Raw genomic sequence first — 18,861 nt, forward strand, 5'->3', positions numbered from 1 at the left:
CTGTTAATGTCTTATTAAATTGTCTTCTAACTCTTCAAGGGTTTGTCCCTTGGTTTCTTTAACCTTGGCCTTCACAAACAGGAACCCGCAGAAACAAATTACCGCGTACAGGTAAAATGGCCCGTAAGCGCCTAAGATCTTGGCAAGGATTGGGAAGGTAAAAACCAGTATAAAGTAAGCTCCCCATAATGATACTATGGCAACGGATGAGGCCACACCACGAATTTTATTAGGGAAGATCTCGGAGATAAGCACCCAGGTAACCGGGGCCAATGAAATAGCGTATGTACTGATAGCCAGCAATACAAATATGGATACCAACCCTGCCGGGAAATGGTTTTGCAGCGCAACCGCCAACACAATGTAAAGGATGGATAAGCCCAAAGAACCGTAAAGCATCAGCGGGCGGCGACCAAGCTTATCAACCTGCCACATGGCCAGCAGCGTAAATACAAGGTTAACTATGCCAATGGCTACGGTTTCAAATAACTGCCGGTTAAGATTTGCCCCTACCGATTCAAATATGGTTGAGGTGTAATTGAACACCACGTTAATACCACAAAACTGCTGAAAAACAGCCAGCGTGATCCCCACCACCACTGCCGGGCGAACGGCCTTTTCAAACACCATGCCGTATGATTGCTTGGTTGAACCCACCAGCGATTTTTCGACGGCTTTAAATGTGGCTTCGGCAAAATAGGGTGAGCCAATTTTGTTGAGGATAACTTTAGCTTTTTCAGTCTGGCCGGATTTCATGAGCCATCTTGGGCTTTCGGGCAGCCAGGTAACACCTATTAAAAATATGGCAGATGGTACCGCACCTAAACCAAACATCCAGCGCCAGGCATCAACGCCATGATCGGCCAGGAAATAATTCACGAGGTTAGTAACCAAAATACCTATAACCACCGTAAGCTGGTTAATGGCCACATTACGCCCGCGCACTTCGGCAGGCGAAACTTCGGCTATGTACATGGGGCAAAGCATAGATGCCATACCCACCCCAATACCGGCAGCAAACCGCAGGGCGATAAAATAGGTAAACGATTCAGAGAACGCTATCCCGATAGACGAGATGGCAAAAATGAGGGCAGCAATCATCAAACCCGGTTTGCGGCCGTATTTATCGGCGATGTTACCGGCCATAAGGCAGCCCACTATGCAACCCAATGCCAGCGAGCCGGTTAAAAAACCTTCCCACAAAGGCGTAAGTACAAATTGGGTACGCAAAAAAGGCAATGCGCCCGAGATCACCGCAAAATCGAACCCGAAAAGGTATCCGCCCAGGGCCGAAATAAAAGAGATCCCGATAATGTACCGGCTGTTAAAGGTTTGTAATTTGCTCATTTTTATACTATTATCTTCTGTGTAAACTTGCAGTTTATAGTGCAATAATTATTCATTAACCGGGATAAGTTTTATCAGCACTGCATCTTCATGGGCAGCACTCAGCGTAAACTCCGGTGAATCTTTTTTTAATTCGCCTATGGTTGTATCGGTTAAAAAATCTTTTAAAATATATTTTTTGTGTTCATTTAAATGCAGGGCTTGCCGCGTTAGTACCTGCGTAAATTCTTTTTCCCTGTCGAAATTAAACAGTGCCAGCATGGTGGTATCTCCGGGCAGGTAAAATGACAACTGCTGATCGAATGTTTCGCCATCGGCGGTTTTAATTGGGATGAATGCTTTAGGCTGACTAAAAAACGCGGCTATATTCTTATTGTTTAAAAATGCCTGCGCACGGTAGGCGGCAATCGGGTTCCTGAAATCCGATCCATCGCCCAGGATACTGCCCATTACCATCATGGCGTACAGACGTACCTTTATTTCCTGCTCGTTCAGATCCGGATTTTTCTGGAAGTTTTTCATAATGCTTACATCCAGATTGGTATAGGGGAACAAAGTACCCTGCACCCAACCCATGTGCGAACCCGTAGCTAACGACGATTCGGTACTGCCCCATCCCGGGAAACCTTTCTGGTCATCACGCAGGTGCGAATACACATCTGTAGATACAAAACGGGTATGCGCGTATTGATGCGGGAACAGCGGCGATATAGCCTGGGTAATAAAAATATCCTTACCCATAATAGAATCAACCAAATGCCGCAGGGTTTTCATACCATAATCATAGGCCTGCATCCCGGTGCGTATATTTTTATCATAACGGCGGGTTGTCTCTAAAGAACCAGCGGTTAAAAAGTCGATCTTTAAAAATTTGGCATTGATGGTCTTGGCCTTTTTTAACTGCTGAATAATGTACAGGCGAATGGCCGGATGCGTTGGGTCCATAGCATAAGCGCCCCACTTACCATCCTTGTACATAATGGGGTTGCCACTTTTATCATGCAGTAAAACATCTTTTAAGGCATAGTTTGAACCGGGTACTTTTTTATTGTTGATATCATCCTTCCAGCTCCACATGGCAAAAGGAATAAAATAAAAGCCCATTTGCTGCCCGTTCTTTTTGCCATATTCACCTATTGATTTTAAAACCTCGGTTGAGTAGATGCCCTGATCGTAGGAGTCTATACTTAATACAGGTTTTGAATAAGCGCTAAAGTTGGGCATGGAATGTATAAAATCTGAGATCTGCTCAACCGCGGGCGGCATCATAACGCCTTCGTAACCAAGTACGCCCTCTACCCCAAAGCTGTTCCAGTAAACGGGAGCATAGCCCTGCCAGGTTTGCTTGCCATTTATTGTTGAATTAACCCTGCCGTAATCTAAAAACGCCTCGTGCAGATCGGCCGATCCGCATAAATAAATATTGGGCGAGCTTACGCTTTGACCCGTCATGGTGCCATGATCTGCATGGTCATGTGTACCATCTAAACCTCCATAGGCCGATTTTAACGATGGATTATCTGCTGTAGCTACACCGCCGAAAACATTCAATGAATCTACATAGCCTAATTGGCTCCCGGTTTGATAGGCAAGTCCTGTTTTCCAGAAATTATGCTTTACACTGCCAATAACCAAACCGGCGTTTTTTAACTGATCATAAACGGCAATAAACTCATAGCTGATACCTACATTTTTTGGCGCATTTGCAGCCGGCCAGCTTCGCTCCAGGGTGGGCGTCCAGTCGTCGTTATCAAACGGAACATCCAGGATGCGCGGCTCGGTACCGGGGATAAATAATGAGCCTTTATTAGCCGGCAATATAGCAAGCGCGCTGATATCCCTTGTTTCCAACGGCTTATCCTTCGCATTTCTATTTGCAGCTATTAAACTAAGCAGCACATAAGGGTGCTGTTTATATAGAGTAAAACTTTGCGTTAGTATAATATTATGCTTGCTGTCGGTATGTTTTACAGACAATACTGCGCCGCTGCCCAGGCTATCGGTAATGGTACTTACCGTGCAGGTATGGCTTGTAAAATCGGTGGTAGAAAAGTAGCCGGAGTTTATACCCCGCAAGTAAGCCACCGTATTATCCATCCGGATGCCGCTGCTGAACAGGTAATTAACCATGCCTGTTGCGCTATTAACAGTAATTTTTACCTGTGTGTTGCTGAAGGTATATTCGCTCCCATTTTTTTTCAAATCCTGCGCATACAGGCCTTGGCTAAACAACAACACGATAATAACTAAGCGAAATATTCTCATCATAAAAAATTGCCGGTAACGGTTTAACGTATTGCTGTGTATTTGTTTAACATATTGGTTAAGCCTGCTGGTTATTTTATCTATCATTATTTATATAGTGCGTGTACAATTAACTTATTCCAGCCATTTGCACCGGATAAAATTAAAATGTGTACAAGCTCAAATATTTGCTGATAACTCAAAAGGAAACAGAACGGATAATTCTTGTACCTGATAAAATAACTAATTGGCTATGATGTAAATCTCACGGAATAAAAGAGAATAAAAAATAGGTAATGTTATTATAATGATGGACTTTATTATGGTATTATTGTAAATAAATCATGAATAAGCCTTTACAAATAAAATGGCAAAAAATACGGTTTTAAGGAGAAGGGACGGTTTCGAAGGACAGAAACTCATGGTGCTACCTAAAAAGATCATCACCAACTTTTTAAGTAAGGACCCTGTTACCAAGCAAATTTACATTACCGATATTGGCTATTACCCCAAAGCCAAGCACCATTATGCCGAACGGCCTAACGGGATCAGCCAGCACATTATCATTTATTGTACCGAGGGCTACGGTTGGCTGGAGATCAATAAAAAAAAGGTAGAGGTTTCGCCATCGCAGTTTATTGCCATACCGGCCAACACCCCGCACAAGTACGCCGCCAACATGGATAAACCCTGGACTATCTACTGGATCCACTTTAAGGGTGAAACTGCAGCGTTTATTATAGACCTGATCTTAAAAAACTCAGAAAACTATAAACCATACCTATCCTACAGCGAAGACAGGATCAAGCTGTTTGAGGATATCTGTTATAATTTGGAGAAAGGTTACAGCAGCGATACCCTGCGTTATGTTAACATGATATTTTCTCATTTTTTATCGTCGCTCATTTATGAAGACAAATTTAACCACGTTGATGAGCAAACCGGTCCCGATATTGTAGATAAAACCATCACCTACATGCAGGACAACATTAAACTGATGATCAGGCTTGATGAGTTTTCTGCGTTTGCCAATCTTTCAACTTCTCATTTTTCGGCTATTTTCAGGGCTCGTACCGGCTACTCGCCTATAGAATATTTTAACCAACTGAAAGTGCAAAAGGCATGTCAGTATATTTCATTTACCACCATGTCTATCAAAAGCATAGCTATAAGTTTAGGCATTGAAGATCAATATTATTTTTCGCGGATGTTTACCAAACTCATGGGCAGCTCGCCGAATGAGTACCGTAAAAAAATAAAACAGCACAATCAATTGCTGGGGTCCTAACACGCCCGAAAATCCCCTGCGATTAAATGTTTAGCAGGTCTGTATTACTGAAAAATAATCAGTAGCTTCACGTACGTTGCAATAAAACGACCACACATCCATACAATCCGATCCTTCTTTTTAATTGCCTCAACCGTATCCTTCTAAAATGTATAAACGAAAAAGATCTAACGATTTAATTAATGCCAACAATGAACTTATTTTCCAAAATAAGGAGAAGGAGAAGCGTGCTGCCGAATTATTGATTGCCAATGCCGAACTGGCTTTTCAAAACCAGGAAAAGGAAAATCGTGCAGCTGAACTAATTGTTGCCAACACTGAACTGGCTTTTCAAAACCAGGAAAAGGAAAATCGTGCAGCTGAACTAATTGTTGCCAATACTGAACTGGCTTTCCAAAACCAGGAAAAGGAAAACCGCGCGGCCGAACTAATTGTTGCCAATACAGAGCTGGCTTTTCAAAACAAGGAAAAAGAAAACCGGGCCGCTGAATTGATCATTGCTAATATTGAGCTGGCTTTTCAAAACAAGGAAAAGGAAAAACGCGCGGCAGAACTCTTTATTGCCAATGAGGAACTGATATTTCAGAACGGCGAAAAAGAAAACCGAGCTGCCGAATTAATTATAGCCAATAAGGAGCTTGTTTTTCAAAATAAAGAAAAAGAGAACCGTGCTGCCGAGCTCGTTGTAGCCAACCACGAGTTGGTTTTTCAAAACGAAGAGAAAGAAAAAAGATCCCAGGAACTAACTATAGCTTACAACAAAATCAAAAAAGCCGAAGAGTTTTTGAAAGAATATATTCATGGCCTGGAAGAAATGATGTTTTTAACCCACCATAAGGTAAGGCAACCGGTGGCTAATATTTTAGGAATATCAAATGTGCTTACCGAGTGCCTGGCATCGCCTGCCGAACTCAAGAAAATGGTAGATTATATGAAAGTATCCGCGTTATCCCTTGACGCTTTCACTAAAGAACTCACCCTGTTTATTACTGATCTGGATCAAAAAGGTAAAAACAAGAATTTTTAATTTACCTGCCACCAGCAGTATTAAAAACAAAAAAAGCAACAGGCTTTTACACCCATTGCTTTATATAATCAGTTATAACTACAATTAAAAATACTTAAGCATCGTTTACTCATAAAATTTAGGCACAATAGCCCGCAGCACAAGATCATCTTTGTGTTTCACTAATAGTTTCATCCACCAAAACTGAAACTTACGCGGATAGGTTACCCTATCCTTAAAATTGGCTTTATGCAAATCCTCCATCGCCAGCAGTTTGTACATCACCTTGCGCGAGTGGTCAACCACGGCATGTGACCGTTCTGAATAACCCAGCATCCGGTTTATTTCGCGGTTGGTTTTGCCTACCAGTATATATTCAAAAATTTCCAGGTGCAGTGTCGAAAAACCTTTGGTTTTAAGTAGCGGCCTGCTTAATGATATTCCGTCCTGATTCATAGTATCCTTATTTAACAGTTTATATCAATTCGTTTAATTCAATTATCTGGCAATGCATATTATAGTGCATATGGATACAACCCCTACAAGCACATTAAAAAATCCAATAACCAGCTTATCTGAAGCCACTGTGTTGGGTTTATAATGTGATAGCCTGAATACAACGCTGCTTAAATTCATTACTCCATATACTGCTGTGCCCAGCGCTAAAACCATCATGAGGGTAAAATACCCGTGTGGCAGTCCATGTAAATTTGTTGGCGTTGTCATGTTATATTTAATTAGGGTTAATAAATCATTCCAGTTTAAGCACCGTAAACTCGGTACGCCTGTTTAACTGGCGTCCTTCGGGATTATCTTTACCATTGGGTAGCGTATTTGGCGCAATTGGTCGTTTTTCGCCATAACCTTTAGCATAGATCCTGCTATCGGCTATCCCTTTAGATACAATATAATCCACACAAGCTTGCGCACGGGCTTGCGATAGTTTTTGGTTATAGGCGTCAGATCCTTTTGAATCGGTATGCGCGCCAAGCTCAACTTTTATCTTGGGGTTATCATTCATGATGGTAACCAACTCATCTAATACCACTTTTGATTCGGGCCGCAGGGTTGCCTTGTCATAATCATACAATACGTTTTTTATAACGATAGGCTTGTCAACGGCGAAGGCTTGCAGGCAGATATCGGGATTATTGAGGGTATCACCAGCCATTTGCCCATTAGCGGGTACCGGAATTACTTTTGTAAAGTAGCCCGATTTTTCGAGCACCAGTTTGTATGGGCGTTTTGTACGTACATCAAAAGCGTAACGCGCAGTATTATCGGTTACTAATTCTTTGATGGTTTGTTTAGATAGTGAATCAACAAAACTTACCTTAACACCCGGCAGCGCCTTATGGGTTTCGCAGTCGATTACTATGCCCGACAGGATGTGCCTTTTATCAAAAGCCTCGAACAGGCCAAGACAACAATCCGATTCGCGGTCGGAACTGATGTAGAACTTATTTGCATCCGAATGATCGGGCAGAAAATACAGATCGTCCTTAGCCGAATTCATCGGGTAGCCCATATTTTTAGGCTCACTCCATTTATCGCCCTCATTAAAACTTTCAAAAAAATCAAACCCGCCCAGGCCGGTGAAACCTTTTGAACTATAGATCAGCCTTTTGGCAGCTACATCATAATAAGCAGCCTGTTCATCCATTGCTGTGTTAATATCCTTACCCAGGTTGGTTGAGTTAACAGCGTCACCACTGGCATCAAGGTCGCTTACCCAGATATCATCGCCACCCTGGCCACCGGGTTTGTTTGATGTAAAATACAGCTGCTTACCATCGGCCGTAACAAAGGGCTGTATGGTATTAAAACCATCGGCATTTACATTGCTGTTGAGTTTTTTTGGCGTGCTCCATTCGTTATTGGCCCATGCGCTGTAATAAATGGCATGTACGGTTTTGCTGCCTTCCTTGTACCAGCGCGTGAGGTACATTTTTTGCCCGGTTTCGTTTAATGAGGGTGTTCCATATTCCAGTTCATTTTTACTTTCGTCATTTTTAAAATTGATCACCTGCGGATCGGCTTTATCTTTTATAGCATAGATCCTGTTCAGGTGTTTTTTATCATCCTTAACAAACCTCGATGAGGTAAAAAAGCCATTGCCATCGCGTTGGATCAGCGCATAGTCTGATCCATCAGATGCGTAAGCGCCTTTTAATTTGCTAACCTCCATCAATTGCGGATACAGATATTGATCCTTTGCAAACTGGCAATTCTCCACCTCATTATCGGCAATATCATTGTACTTACTTTCGCCTTTGTAAGCATTATTAAATTGTTTAAGCTGGATGATAGCTTCATCAAAATGCTGATTAGCACGCAAGCATACCCCGTACCACAACCGGGCCAATGGGTATTTCGACTCATTATTCTCGGTAATTACTTTATAGTACCAGCCCTCGGCTTCCAGATAGTTTTCATACATGCGGTATGACTCTGCCAGCTGATAGCAGATATACGCGCGATCATCGGGCTTGCCATTTTTCTCTGTTTTACCCGAGGCATGGTACGGAATGGCCTGTTGTTTAATAAGGCTCAAACCTTCGGCTGCTTTTTTATAGTATACAGCGGCTTCGTAGTAGTCCTTATTTGCAAAGGCTTTATCGCCCAAGGCACGTGGATTTGCCCTGTACTGGGCATTAACCCCGGTAAATACGCTTAAAATAAATATGGTTAATAATATCTTCTTCATGTGAATATAGGTTTAAAGCCTTGGGCATATAGGTTCGGGCTCGCTGATGTGCTTACGGAAAACGTAGCTTATTGACAGCTCGATGCCACCCTGCCCTGATGTGGCCCTGTTAAGCGCCGAGGTATTAAAATCATAGCTGGCACCTATAATTAAACTGTTTACATGGTAACCTAAGTTGGCAATAGCGGCATCTTTAAAGCGGTACATACCACCAAATATCAACCCTCTATCATCGGGTAATTTTAATTCGGAGTAGGCGCCAACAGCCTTTTCCTCGGCTTTTTGCTGCCTCATATAAATAGCATGCGGAATCAGATCGAAAATTTCAGAAGCTTTAATGCGCACTCCTCCATGAATGGTATATCGCACCGGTAATTTGCTGCTGCTGCCATCAACCGCAAAAGGATCTTTGGAGCGGGCAAGGTGCGCCAAACTTACTCCCCCAAATAAGTTGGCATCATGAAGCGGATCGCCATCATAATAAAATACACCTGCACCCGCATCAAAGATTGTGGCATTGGTATTTAAAAAATTCTCGTTGCTTGGTAACGACGGATCAAAACCGCTGCCGGGGTTAAACTGGCTGCCAAACTGCGCCTTTGACGGATCAAAGCTGCGGTTAATAACACCGGCCTGTACGCCAAAGCTCACTTTCTTATACCCATCGTTTGATACCGATATGGCATAGCCAAACGAGCCGTAAGCCGCAAAATAGTTATAACCAATATCGCCGGCCGCCTGGTTAAGTACATTAAAACCCAAACCAACCTTATCTGTAGGACGGTAATCAAGCGACAGGCCGCCTGTTTGGTAAGCATTATTGATAGTTGCATATTGATTTTTAAAGTTGGCGTTAACTCTCAGGTCGCCGTTTATAACACCGGTTAATGCAGGGTTAAGATATAGCGGGTAGGCATAATATTGCGAAAAGTGCGGGTCAATCTGCGCTTTTAACTGGCTTATTGCCCCCAACTGGAGCACTATAGCCAACATGATCATTAATCTTCTTTTCATAGTGTAGGTTTTTATTTTTATTATGGATCATGTGCTGCAGCAAACATTTCTGCCTGCTGCAGCACTTGCCCGCTTTTATCGTAATAGCGTAACTGTACCCTTCTTTTTAATTACCTGGTTATCCTTTGTGGTTACCTCCAGGTAATACACATATACACCTACCGGCTGGCGCGTACCTTTATAAGTTCCATCCCATCCAGAATCTTTATTGGTTGTTTTAAACTGAAGGCCGCCCCATTGATCATATATGGAGAATACTATGCTTTGAATGGTGTTACCATAAACCATCAGTATATCGTTATTACCATCGCCGTTGGGCGTAAAGGCGTTAGGGACAAAGATGCCGTCGCCCAGCGGATTGGTTGATGTTCCGGTAACCGCGGCAGAGTTGGCACTCAGCTCGCAATCTGTTGCTCCAATTGCACGTACTATAATGGTTACGCTTTGATCTGGTTTTAAGCCTGTAACTACATGGGTTAAGCCGTTTGATCCTGAGCTTGGTGCCGAGAAGGTATTCCCGTTATCCAAACTTACTTCGTAACCTGTAGCCCCGCTTACCGCACCCCATTCAAATGCCACGCTTGATATGGTTGTTGTACCAACGCTTGGCACCGGCGCAGGTAGTGGCTGCAATATGGTAACCATAACCGGCGTACGTGATGGCGACACGCAATTACCTGTAGCACTCACGGCCTCGGCATAGTAAGTGGTATTTACCGATAGCGGAGGTGTACCAAAACTATTACCTGTTGATAACGCTGTACCGCCCGTTGCTTCACCATACCATTTTATGGTAGCGCCCACAGTAGCTGTTGTAGCATTTAACGTGGTGGTTAATCCCGGGCATATTGATGTACCTGCGCTGCTTACCTGCGGTTGCTCTGGCGATGGTGTTACTGTAACCATAGCACTTGTACGTGTTACCGATGGGCAGCTTGTGCTGTTAATAGCCTCGGCATAATAAGTGACGTTGGCAGATAACTGCGGAGTTAAGAAGTCTACCCCGGTAAATAATGCATTACCACCCTGCGCGTTGGCATACCATTTATAGGTAAAGCCCGCCTGCGGATTAGAGATACTTAACGTTACCTGGTCGCCCTGGCAATCTTGTACTGCATTGTTAACTAATAGTGGTGCACCCGGCGCGCTGTTTACATTCACCTTAACGCTGGCCAATGCCGAGCTGTTACATGAACCGTTACTTGCCTCTACATAATAAGTAGCACTCACATTAACCGGACCAACCACATAAACAGGCCCTGTAAATAACAGTGTTGTTTTGGTAGCCGAATCATACCAATGGTAGGTAAGCGTTGGCTGTGGCGATGCTACGGCAAGTGTTGCCATACCGCCCTTACAAACTGGCACCGTTAGCGCTGCCGGAACCGGGGCATCTGGCTGCGGTACTATAATTAAGTTAACCGCCAGCCTTACCGATGGCTTGCAATATTGCGGATTGGTAGCCTCTACGTAATAAGTGGTATTATGAGTTATGGCCGGTGTTACAAAACTGGTGCCTGTATAGGCAGAAGCTCCACCAGCTGATAAGGTATAGAAATTATAGGTTGTACCCGCATCTGGATTTGTTATGCTGATGGTGGTCGGGGTATTTTGGCAAATGGTTAAACCTGCTGCGTCAACCGCCGGTGTTGGCGCGCTGTTGTTATTAATGGTTATCTGCACCGGAGTACGGGTTGACGATGCGCATCCGCCCAGGGCGCTTACTGCCTCAACATAATAAGTAGTTATACCAGATATTGGCGGCGTGTTGTAAACAGCACCCGTATATACAGGTACCACACCATTTGCAACGTTATACCAGTTAAACGTAACCCCAACTGTAGTGCTGGTAGCTGTTAGTTTAGCCGAATTGCCCGAACATACAGATGGCGTAGTTGAACCTCCATCGGCTGTTATGGTTGGTACAGCAGGCAACAGGTTTACATGAACATCAACTTTTGTACGTGTTGATGAGCCGCAACCGGTGCTGTTCACTGCTTCAACGTAATAGCTTACATCTGTTGTAAGTGTTGTGGTTACAAAGCTTATGCCCGATGATAACGGCGTAACGCTTGTAGCCGTGCTGTACCAATTGTAGGTAAAGCCTGCTGTTGGATTATCGATACTTAAAGTAACCTTCGCTCCTACGCACCCTTGTACAGTGGCTCCGTTTGCAACTACCGGTGCCGCTGGCGGCGGTGCTATGGTAACCTGCACCTGTGTGGCATTGGCACTGCTGCATCCTGAAGTGTTAAATGCTGCCACGTAGAAGTTTGTGGTTGCAGTAATAGGATCGGTAATATAGCTTGAGCCTGTACCAAGTACAGTGGTTAACGCAGGTGTACCATACCATTTATAAGTTATACCAGCCTGTGGCAAGGTTACTTTAAGTGTTGCAGTATTACCGCTGCACACTTTAACATTGGCAGAAGCCACGATAGGATCTGTAGGCAGCGGACTAACCGTTACCTTAACCGGCGTACGTACAGATGGATTACAGTTACCTGCGCTCGCTGCTTCTACATAGAACGTTCTATCGGCAGTGATAACAGGTGTTGTAAATACTGTGCCTGTAAATAATAATGTACCACCGCTTGCTGCATCATACCACCTGTAAACCAAATCGGCCTGCGGACCAGCTATGCTGATGGTGATATTATCGCCGTCGCAGGCACTTAAACCACCTGCCGGTGCCTGTATTTGTGGTGCGTTTGGTATTGGTAATACTGTAATAGTTGTTTTAGTACGGGTAGCACTCACACAACCGCTGCTGTTTGCTGCTTCAACAAAATAAGAGGCATCGGCAGTAACATTGTTTACGGTGAAGATAGTACATGTATATACAGGTGTGGTGCTTATTGCTGTGGTGTACCAGTTATATTGTAAGCCTGCAACCGGGTTGTTCACACTCACCGTAACCGTACCGCCACTGCAAATTTGCGTTGTTGCGGCAGATAAAGTTGGTGCTGCCAGTGCTCCGCTTACGGTAATATTCACCTGCGTACGACCACCATTATTTGTACATCCCGAAAGCGTATTCGCGGCTTCAACAAAGTAACTTACCGGCGCAGTGATATTGCCGGTGGTAAAGGTATCGCCGGTATGTGCCAACGTAGTTCCGATAGCGGTGGTATACCAGTTGTAGGTAACGCCTGCTTCTGGTGTAAGTACTGTTAATATAGCCGGGCTGTTAGCGCAAACCTGTACGTCGGTAGTCTGTACGCCTGGTTTAGACGGTCTTGGATTTACCTTAACCGTTGCCTGCGTACGTGCCGGACTGGTACAGGTACCGTTGCTGGTTTCGGCAAAATAATTCATGGTGCTCACCGGCGATACGTTGTAGCTAACACCTGTAAACAGTAGCGTACCATTTGTGGCAGCATCATACCATTTTACTGTTGCGCCATTGGCATTTGTTACGGTAAGTGTTACGTTATCACCCGCACAGATCTCGGCATTGGTTTGTGACAACACAGGGTTTATTGGCGATGGCGTTACGTTGGCAGTTGCCGCAACCCGGTTAGGGTTGATACAACCGTTTGACGTTCTACTGCTTTCAACATAGAAAGTAGCGGTTCCTGATAATGCATCGGTAGTATATGATGCGCCGGTATGTTTTAGCAAACCGCCTGTTGCCAGTGTATACCATTTGTAGGTAACCCCGGCGCGGGCATTGCTTACAGTAAAGGTAGCCTTACCGCCTTCGCATATATTAACTGTGGTTGCGGCAAGTTTTGGTGCCTCCACCTGTTTGGTAGCATAAAATACATTAACCGAGCTTAGCAATGATACCGCACCGCCCAATAACCGCACCTCAACCGCATCGTAGGCGGCCTTTGGGGCAAACCTGATGATAGCGGTAGTTCCACCAGCTAATATTCTCAGATGAAGCAATCCGCTGCTTAAATTAATCCGGTCATTATTATCGGTAGCGCCATTAAATGAGCCTATCTGCAGGCGGTCGAGTACGCCGGCTGTTGCAAGGCTGATTGGCAGAGCTATTTTGATGCTCACCGTATCGCCTACTGCACCTGCATCGCCGAAAGTTAATTTTTGTGATACCGATGAAGCTACCAAAGCTACCGGCAATGCAAGCTGGCTAAAGTTTACCGTATCAATATCAACCGCGTTATCGGGGTTAAGTACTGTACAACCAACGCATAGCACACCGCCAACCACATTAAAAGTTTGGGTTGATGCAAAATCGCACGAGGTGGAGAAGATAGGGTTAACGGTAATCGTTACCGGCGTGCGCACCGGGCTAACACAACCTGTGGCAGTAAGCGTGCTCTCTGCATAATAGATCATGCTTGATGTTAAGGCTGGCGTCGTAAAGGTATCGCCTGTAAATATGGATGTACCACCTGTTGAGGTAGTATACCATTTAAATACAGCACCCGCAGTTGTAGACGCGGCTTTTATAGTAGCCGTTTGTCCCGAAGCTATCTGTGCGTTTGAAGGCGTTACTATTAAAGTAGGCGCTACAGGAGTTGGGTTAACTACAACATCTGTTTTTGCCCTGGTTGAGCTAACACAACTGCCTGCTACTGCCTCAACAAAATATGATTTGTTGGTAGTAAGTGCCGGGGTAGTATACTGCGCCCCGGTAAATATTGATGTGCCGCCTGCAGCAGTAGTATACCATTTAAAGGTAACGCCCGGCTGGGTTGAGGTGGCTGTTAAAACTGCTGTTGAACCCGAGCAGGTTTGTACCGTTGCCTGTGCAACCTGCGGCACCAACGGTGTTGTGGTTACGTTGGCGGTTACCTGTGTACGGGTTGAGCTGCCACATGAACCTGCACCCACCGCTTCGACAAAGAATGATGCTGATGCGTTAAGCGGATCGGTTGTAAATGTAGCACCGGTAAATAGAGGTGTGGTGCTGGTTGCGGTAGCATACCAGTTAAAGGTTACGCCATTTACCGCTGTGGCAGTAAACACAGCAGGAGAACCCGAGCAAACGGTTACCGTTGGTACAGCAACTACCGGAGCAACTGGTGTTGGTGTTATGGTAACGGTTACTGGCGTTCGCACAGTTTGTGTACAACCATCGGCTGTTCTGCTGGCTTCAGCATAATAGGTTTTGGTGCCGTTTAAAACCGGGGTGTTATAGGTGTTACCTGTAAACAACGGCGAACCACCGGTTGCTGCTGCATACCATTTCACCGTTACATACGGTGGCACGGTAGCCGTAAGCGTAGTTTGTGTGCCCGCACAGGCCGTTACCCCGGCGGTTGTTATAACCGGCGCAGCAACTTCCTGTGAGGCATCATAAATATTTAAGGCAGCAAGTACTCCGGCAACGCCAGAGTTTAGCCTGATCTCTACCCTGTCAAAATCGGCAGTTGCTTTAAATGCTACCCTGAAACGGCTTGTGCCGCTTAGTAATTTGATACTCAATAACGCGCCGTTTACTGCAAAGCGGTCGTTATTATAGGTGGCACCATTATAGGTAGCAAGGCTTATCTGCGATAGCACGCCTACGCTGGCCAATGTTCCGGGGATACCCAGTTCAACTACAACACTATCGCCTATGCGGCCAGTGTTGGCAAAGCGCAGGGTTTGATCTGCATAGCCGCCCAGCAAGCCAACAGGTACTGCCAGTTGCGAAAATGTGTTGCGGTTATCATCAATAGCACCATCGGCATTATTAATACCGCACAGTACGCAAAGTAAACCGCTGGTAGTATTGCTTTGATCAATTGCCGCGTCGCAAGGTACTGGGTTGGTTGAAACCGCGTTAACGGTAACTGCACCCGGTGCCCTTGTGGCCGATTTTGCGCCGGTAGCGGTTACAACCGCTTCGGCATAATATGTTTTAGGACCAAATATTGGCGGAGTTGTAAAGGTAGCGCCTGTAAATAAGCTGGTACCGCCTGTTGGTGTGGCGTACCAGTTAAATACCGTACCCGGTGTGGTTGAAGACGCTGTAATTACAGCAGTTGACCCACTGTTAACTGCCTGGGTAGGCGGCACCACGGTAACATCAGGAATTACCAAAGGTATAACGGTTACAGGAACAACAGTTCTGTCCGGCGATACGCAATTGCCTAATACCGATTCGGCATAATAGGTTTTATCTGCCGATAACGCCGGTGTGGTAAAGGTACTTCCTGTAAATACAGGTGTACCGCCCGCTGCTGTTGTATACCATTTAATAACGGCATTGTTAGCTGCTGTTCCTTTAAATGTAGCTGTTTGCCCGGCGTTAATGGTGGCGCTAGTTGGCACAACAGTCGGCTTAGCAGGCTGATCGTCAACCGTAACCTGTACTGGTGTGCGTACCGGGCTAACACAGGTGCCGCGGCTATACTCTACATAATAGGTTGTATTGGCATTTAACGGCGTTGTTGTAAATGTGGTACCGGTACCCGCTGCTACCCCGCCTACTGGCGTGGTGAACCAGCTAAAAGTTCCGTTTGCGGGTGATGGCGACGTAATTTTGATAACTGCTGTACTTCCCTTACAAACTTCGGGGGCCAGTGGGTTAAATACCGGTTTGGGATATTCCTGCACTGCATAATAAACCTGCAACGAGGTAAGCAAAGTTGCCAGGCCCGATGTAAGTCTGATCTGCACCCTATCGTAATTTCCGGTGGCAGGCACGTAAACCGCATAACGGTTTGCTCCGCCAAGTAATCTTAATTTTATAAGGGCATTATCGAGTGTGTAGGTTTTTACTATGGTGGCACCGTTATAAACAGTAACTGCTATGTTGCCCAATACGCTAACATCTGCCAGGGCAACGGGGCTTTGGATAACCAGTTTAATGGTGTCACCTGCAAAACCCGGTTGCTGAAAGTTTAAGGTTTGCTGTCCGTAACCGTTTAATAAACCTGCAAGAACAGTTATGGTTGATGCGGTAGTGGTATCGGCATCTGTAGCAAGTGTTGGATTAGTTACAATGCAACCTATACACAAGCCATTAACCGCATTGGCCTGCACATTGGCAAATGTACACGGCGAATTGTTATTGATAGTTACATTAATTGTAATAGGCGTGCGGGCTACCGACTGACAGCCTGTGCTGTTAACCGCGCTTACATAATAAGTAGTAGGCGAGTAAAGCAACGGTGTTTGATAAGGATTACCTGTAAATACCGGGGTAGCCGCCGTTGCCGATGTATACCAGTTGTAGGTAATGCCCGTTTGCGCGTTAGTAACCGATATAGTAGTACTTTGACCGGCGCTTATAGTTAAATTATTAGCCGCCAAAACCGGATTAGCGGGTTTGGGTTGAACGGTTACATTTGCCTGTACCCTCGCGCTGCTTGCGCAACCTGTGGCATTAACTGCTTCGGCATAATATATTTTATTGGCGTGGAGTATTGGAGTGGTGAAATTTACACCTGTAAATAATGATGTACCGCCTGTAGCTGTGCTGTACCAGTTATAAGTTTGACCAGCTACCGGATTATTTATAGACAAGATAGCTACATCGCCATCGCAAATGATTGCAGTGTTGGCAGTTAAGGTTGGCGTTGTGGGCAGCGTACTTAAAGTAGCGATAACTTTTGTACGTGTTGGGCTGATACAGGTTCCGCCTGCAACGGCTTCGGCGTAATAGCTGGTGGTTTGGGTTATTGGTTCGGTTGTGTAGCTGTTACCCGTAAATAAAGGTGTACCGCCGCTTGGGTTTGCATACCAGTTAACGGTAACGCCAGCCACATTTGTAGCGGTGAAAGTAGCCGTTGATCCCGGGCAAACCGTAACATTATTATTAGCTACCGCAGGTGCAGCCGGGATCTGATTAACCGTAACAGTTACCGCTGTACGTTCCGAAGCATCGGTACAGCCAACACGGCTTGCTGCTACATAATAAGTAGTGGTTGCGTTTAGTGCCGGGGTGGTAAAAGCAGCTCCTGCTCCTGCAATTGCTGTACCTCCGGTTGCCTGGGTATACCAGCTAAAGGTAGTATTAGGTACGGCTGTTACGTTTAAAGTAACCGTACTGCCCGCACATGTTGAAGCGTTGTTGGTTATTACACCATTTACTTTTACTATTGGCCGCGGAATGAGTTTTTCGACTTCATAAAGATTCAGGGTTGATAGCACGCTGGCTACTCCCCCGCCCAGGCGCAGCTGCACACGGTCGAAGATCTTGGAAGGGGCATAGGTAACAGTTACCTTTCGCCTGGTGCCTATAAAATCAAGCAGCCTTACTGTTAACAGTCCGCCGCTTAAAAATTGCTGATCGTTATTACTGGTGTTACCATTGTAGGTTAATAAGGAGATATTGGTTAATACCCCCGCATCAAGCAAGGCCGGCGGAAGTGCCAGCGTTAAACGAACCGAATCGCCAAGAACTGATGGCTGCTGAAAAATTATAGTTTGCTGCGCAAAGGCTCCTACCAACCCTACGCCCGCGTTTAATGTAGATGCTGTACTAATATTGCCATCGATAGCGTTCTGTGGGTTTTGAACCCCGCCAACCGATAAGCCTAAACCAAGCAAAGCCGATGATATACCGTGCAATTCATCAAAGGGAACATTACATGAAGCAGGATCTGGACCATTATAAAAAGCATCGTATACATATATACTGCTTAAAGCACCTAACAAGCCGCCGTTAAGTGTAATACGCACCCTGTCATAAGCAAGTGTTGGCGTAAGTGTTACCTCAAGCTGATTATTATTGCCCAGGGCGGTTACCAGTGTTGCGGCAACCAGGGCAGGACCAGCTGCTGTACCATTTTTATAGGGTTGTATGCTAATTGCACCCAACAGTGTCAGGTCAACGAGGTTATCTGCGGTACCCAACTTAACGGTTACTGGCGTACCTGCCGCAACCGTACCAGGAAAAATAAGTTCCTGGTGAGTTTCGGCCAAAATACCGAGGGTTACATTTATGGTTGAGAAGGTTTGCAGGTTACCATCAAAGGCATTAGCCTGATTGGTAACAACGCACCCGCCGCAAAGCAAACTACCCGAACCACTTTTTTGGCTGCTGGCAAAAATATGCTGTCCGAAAATCTTTGTTGAGAAAAATAATAACAGGCATAATACTATTATGTACCTATTAAAAAAGGTAGAGGTTTTCATGCAAATGTATTTAAGGTAGGTGCAATAATTACACGCCTAAAATTACATTGCCCTTAACCAATATCATTAAAACATCTTATTCACTTATTTACAAAGCCCTAAAATCCGTTCATAAAAACATATATTGTTCATTTTGTTCATTAGAAACTTTTTTAAAACCTGTGGCTATATTAATTTCGTAGGTACTGTATAAACCCGGAAAATCCCCTTAAA

8 protein-coding genes are annotated in these 18,861 nt (G+C 44.9%); 2 read left to right on the top strand and 6 right to left on the bottom strand.

Annotated features, from left to right (window positions below; translation table 11 throughout):
- Positions 1–3: 3 nt before the first annotated feature.
- Together BLS59_RS15380 and BLS59_RS15385 are read right to left on the bottom strand one after the other, a co-directional pair.
- Positions 4–1,392 carry a sugar porter family MFS transporter gene (locus BLS59_RS15380; RefSeq protein WP_262492952.1) on the bottom strand — a complete coding sequence of 463 codons (1,389 nt, stop codon included), beginning with the start codon at positions 1,390–1,392 and terminating at the stop codon, positions 4–6.
- 3 nt (positions 1,393–1,395) lie between these two features.
- Entirely contained in the window at positions 1,396–3,615 is a 2,220-nt protein-coding gene (locus tag BLS59_RS15385) for an alpha-amylase family protein (protein WP_205411276.1), read from the bottom strand.
- 343 nt (positions 3,616–3,958) lie between these two features.
- On the opposite strand from BLS59_RS15385, the gene BLS59_RS15390 reads away from it, so the two are divergent.
- Both BLS59_RS15390 and BLS59_RS15395 read left to right on the top strand, forming a co-directional pair.
- Entirely contained in the window at positions 3,959–4,879 is a 921-nt protein-coding gene (locus tag BLS59_RS15390) for an AraC family transcriptional regulator (protein WP_091150172.1), read from the top strand.
- 148 nt (positions 4,880–5,027) lie between these two features.
- A complete protein-coding gene (locus BLS59_RS15395) occupies positions 5,028–5,906 on the top strand; it encodes a coiled-coil domain-containing protein (RefSeq protein ID WP_240315250.1) in 879 nt (292 codons plus the stop codon).
- A 105-nt stretch (positions 5,907–6,011) separates the two neighbouring features.
- Here BLS59_RS15395 and BLS59_RS15400 read toward each other — a convergent pair whose 3' ends face one another.
- The 4 genes from BLS59_RS15400 to BLS59_RS15415 all read right to left on the bottom strand — a co-directional run bounded on the left by BLS59_RS15400 (position 6,012) and on the right by BLS59_RS15415 (position 18,648).
- Positions 6,012–6,341, bottom strand: a complete 330-nt coding sequence (locus BLS59_RS15400) for a helix-turn-helix domain-containing protein (RefSeq protein ID WP_091150173.1) — start codon at positions 6,339–6,341, stop codon at positions 6,012–6,014.
- A gap of 295 nt (positions 6,342–6,636) precedes the next feature.
- Positions 6,637–8,592 (bottom strand): OmpA family protein, encoded by a 1,956-nt coding sequence (locus BLS59_RS15405; RefSeq protein ID WP_091150174.1) that lies wholly within the window; start codon positions 8,590–8,592, stop codon positions 6,637–6,639.
- 12 nt (positions 8,593–8,604) lie between these two features.
- Positions 8,605–9,606 carry a PorP/SprF family type IX secretion system membrane protein gene (locus tag BLS59_RS15410; RefSeq protein WP_091150175.1) on the bottom strand — a complete coding sequence of 334 codons (1,002 nt, stop codon included), beginning with the start codon at positions 9,604–9,606 and terminating at the stop codon, positions 8,605–8,607.
- A gap of 75 nt (positions 9,607–9,681) precedes the next feature.
- A complete protein-coding gene (locus tag BLS59_RS15415) occupies positions 9,682–18,648 on the bottom strand; it encodes a T9SS type B sorting domain-containing protein (RefSeq protein ID WP_091150176.1) in 8,967 nt (2,988 codons plus the stop codon).
- Positions 18,649–18,861 lie beyond the last annotated feature (213 nt).

Origin of the sequence: Mucilaginibacter pineti (assembly GCF_900101875.1) — a bacterium.
In the GTDB taxonomy this organism is placed as follows: domain Bacteria; phylum Bacteroidota; class Bacteroidia; order Sphingobacteriales; family Sphingobacteriaceae; genus Mucilaginibacter; species Mucilaginibacter pineti.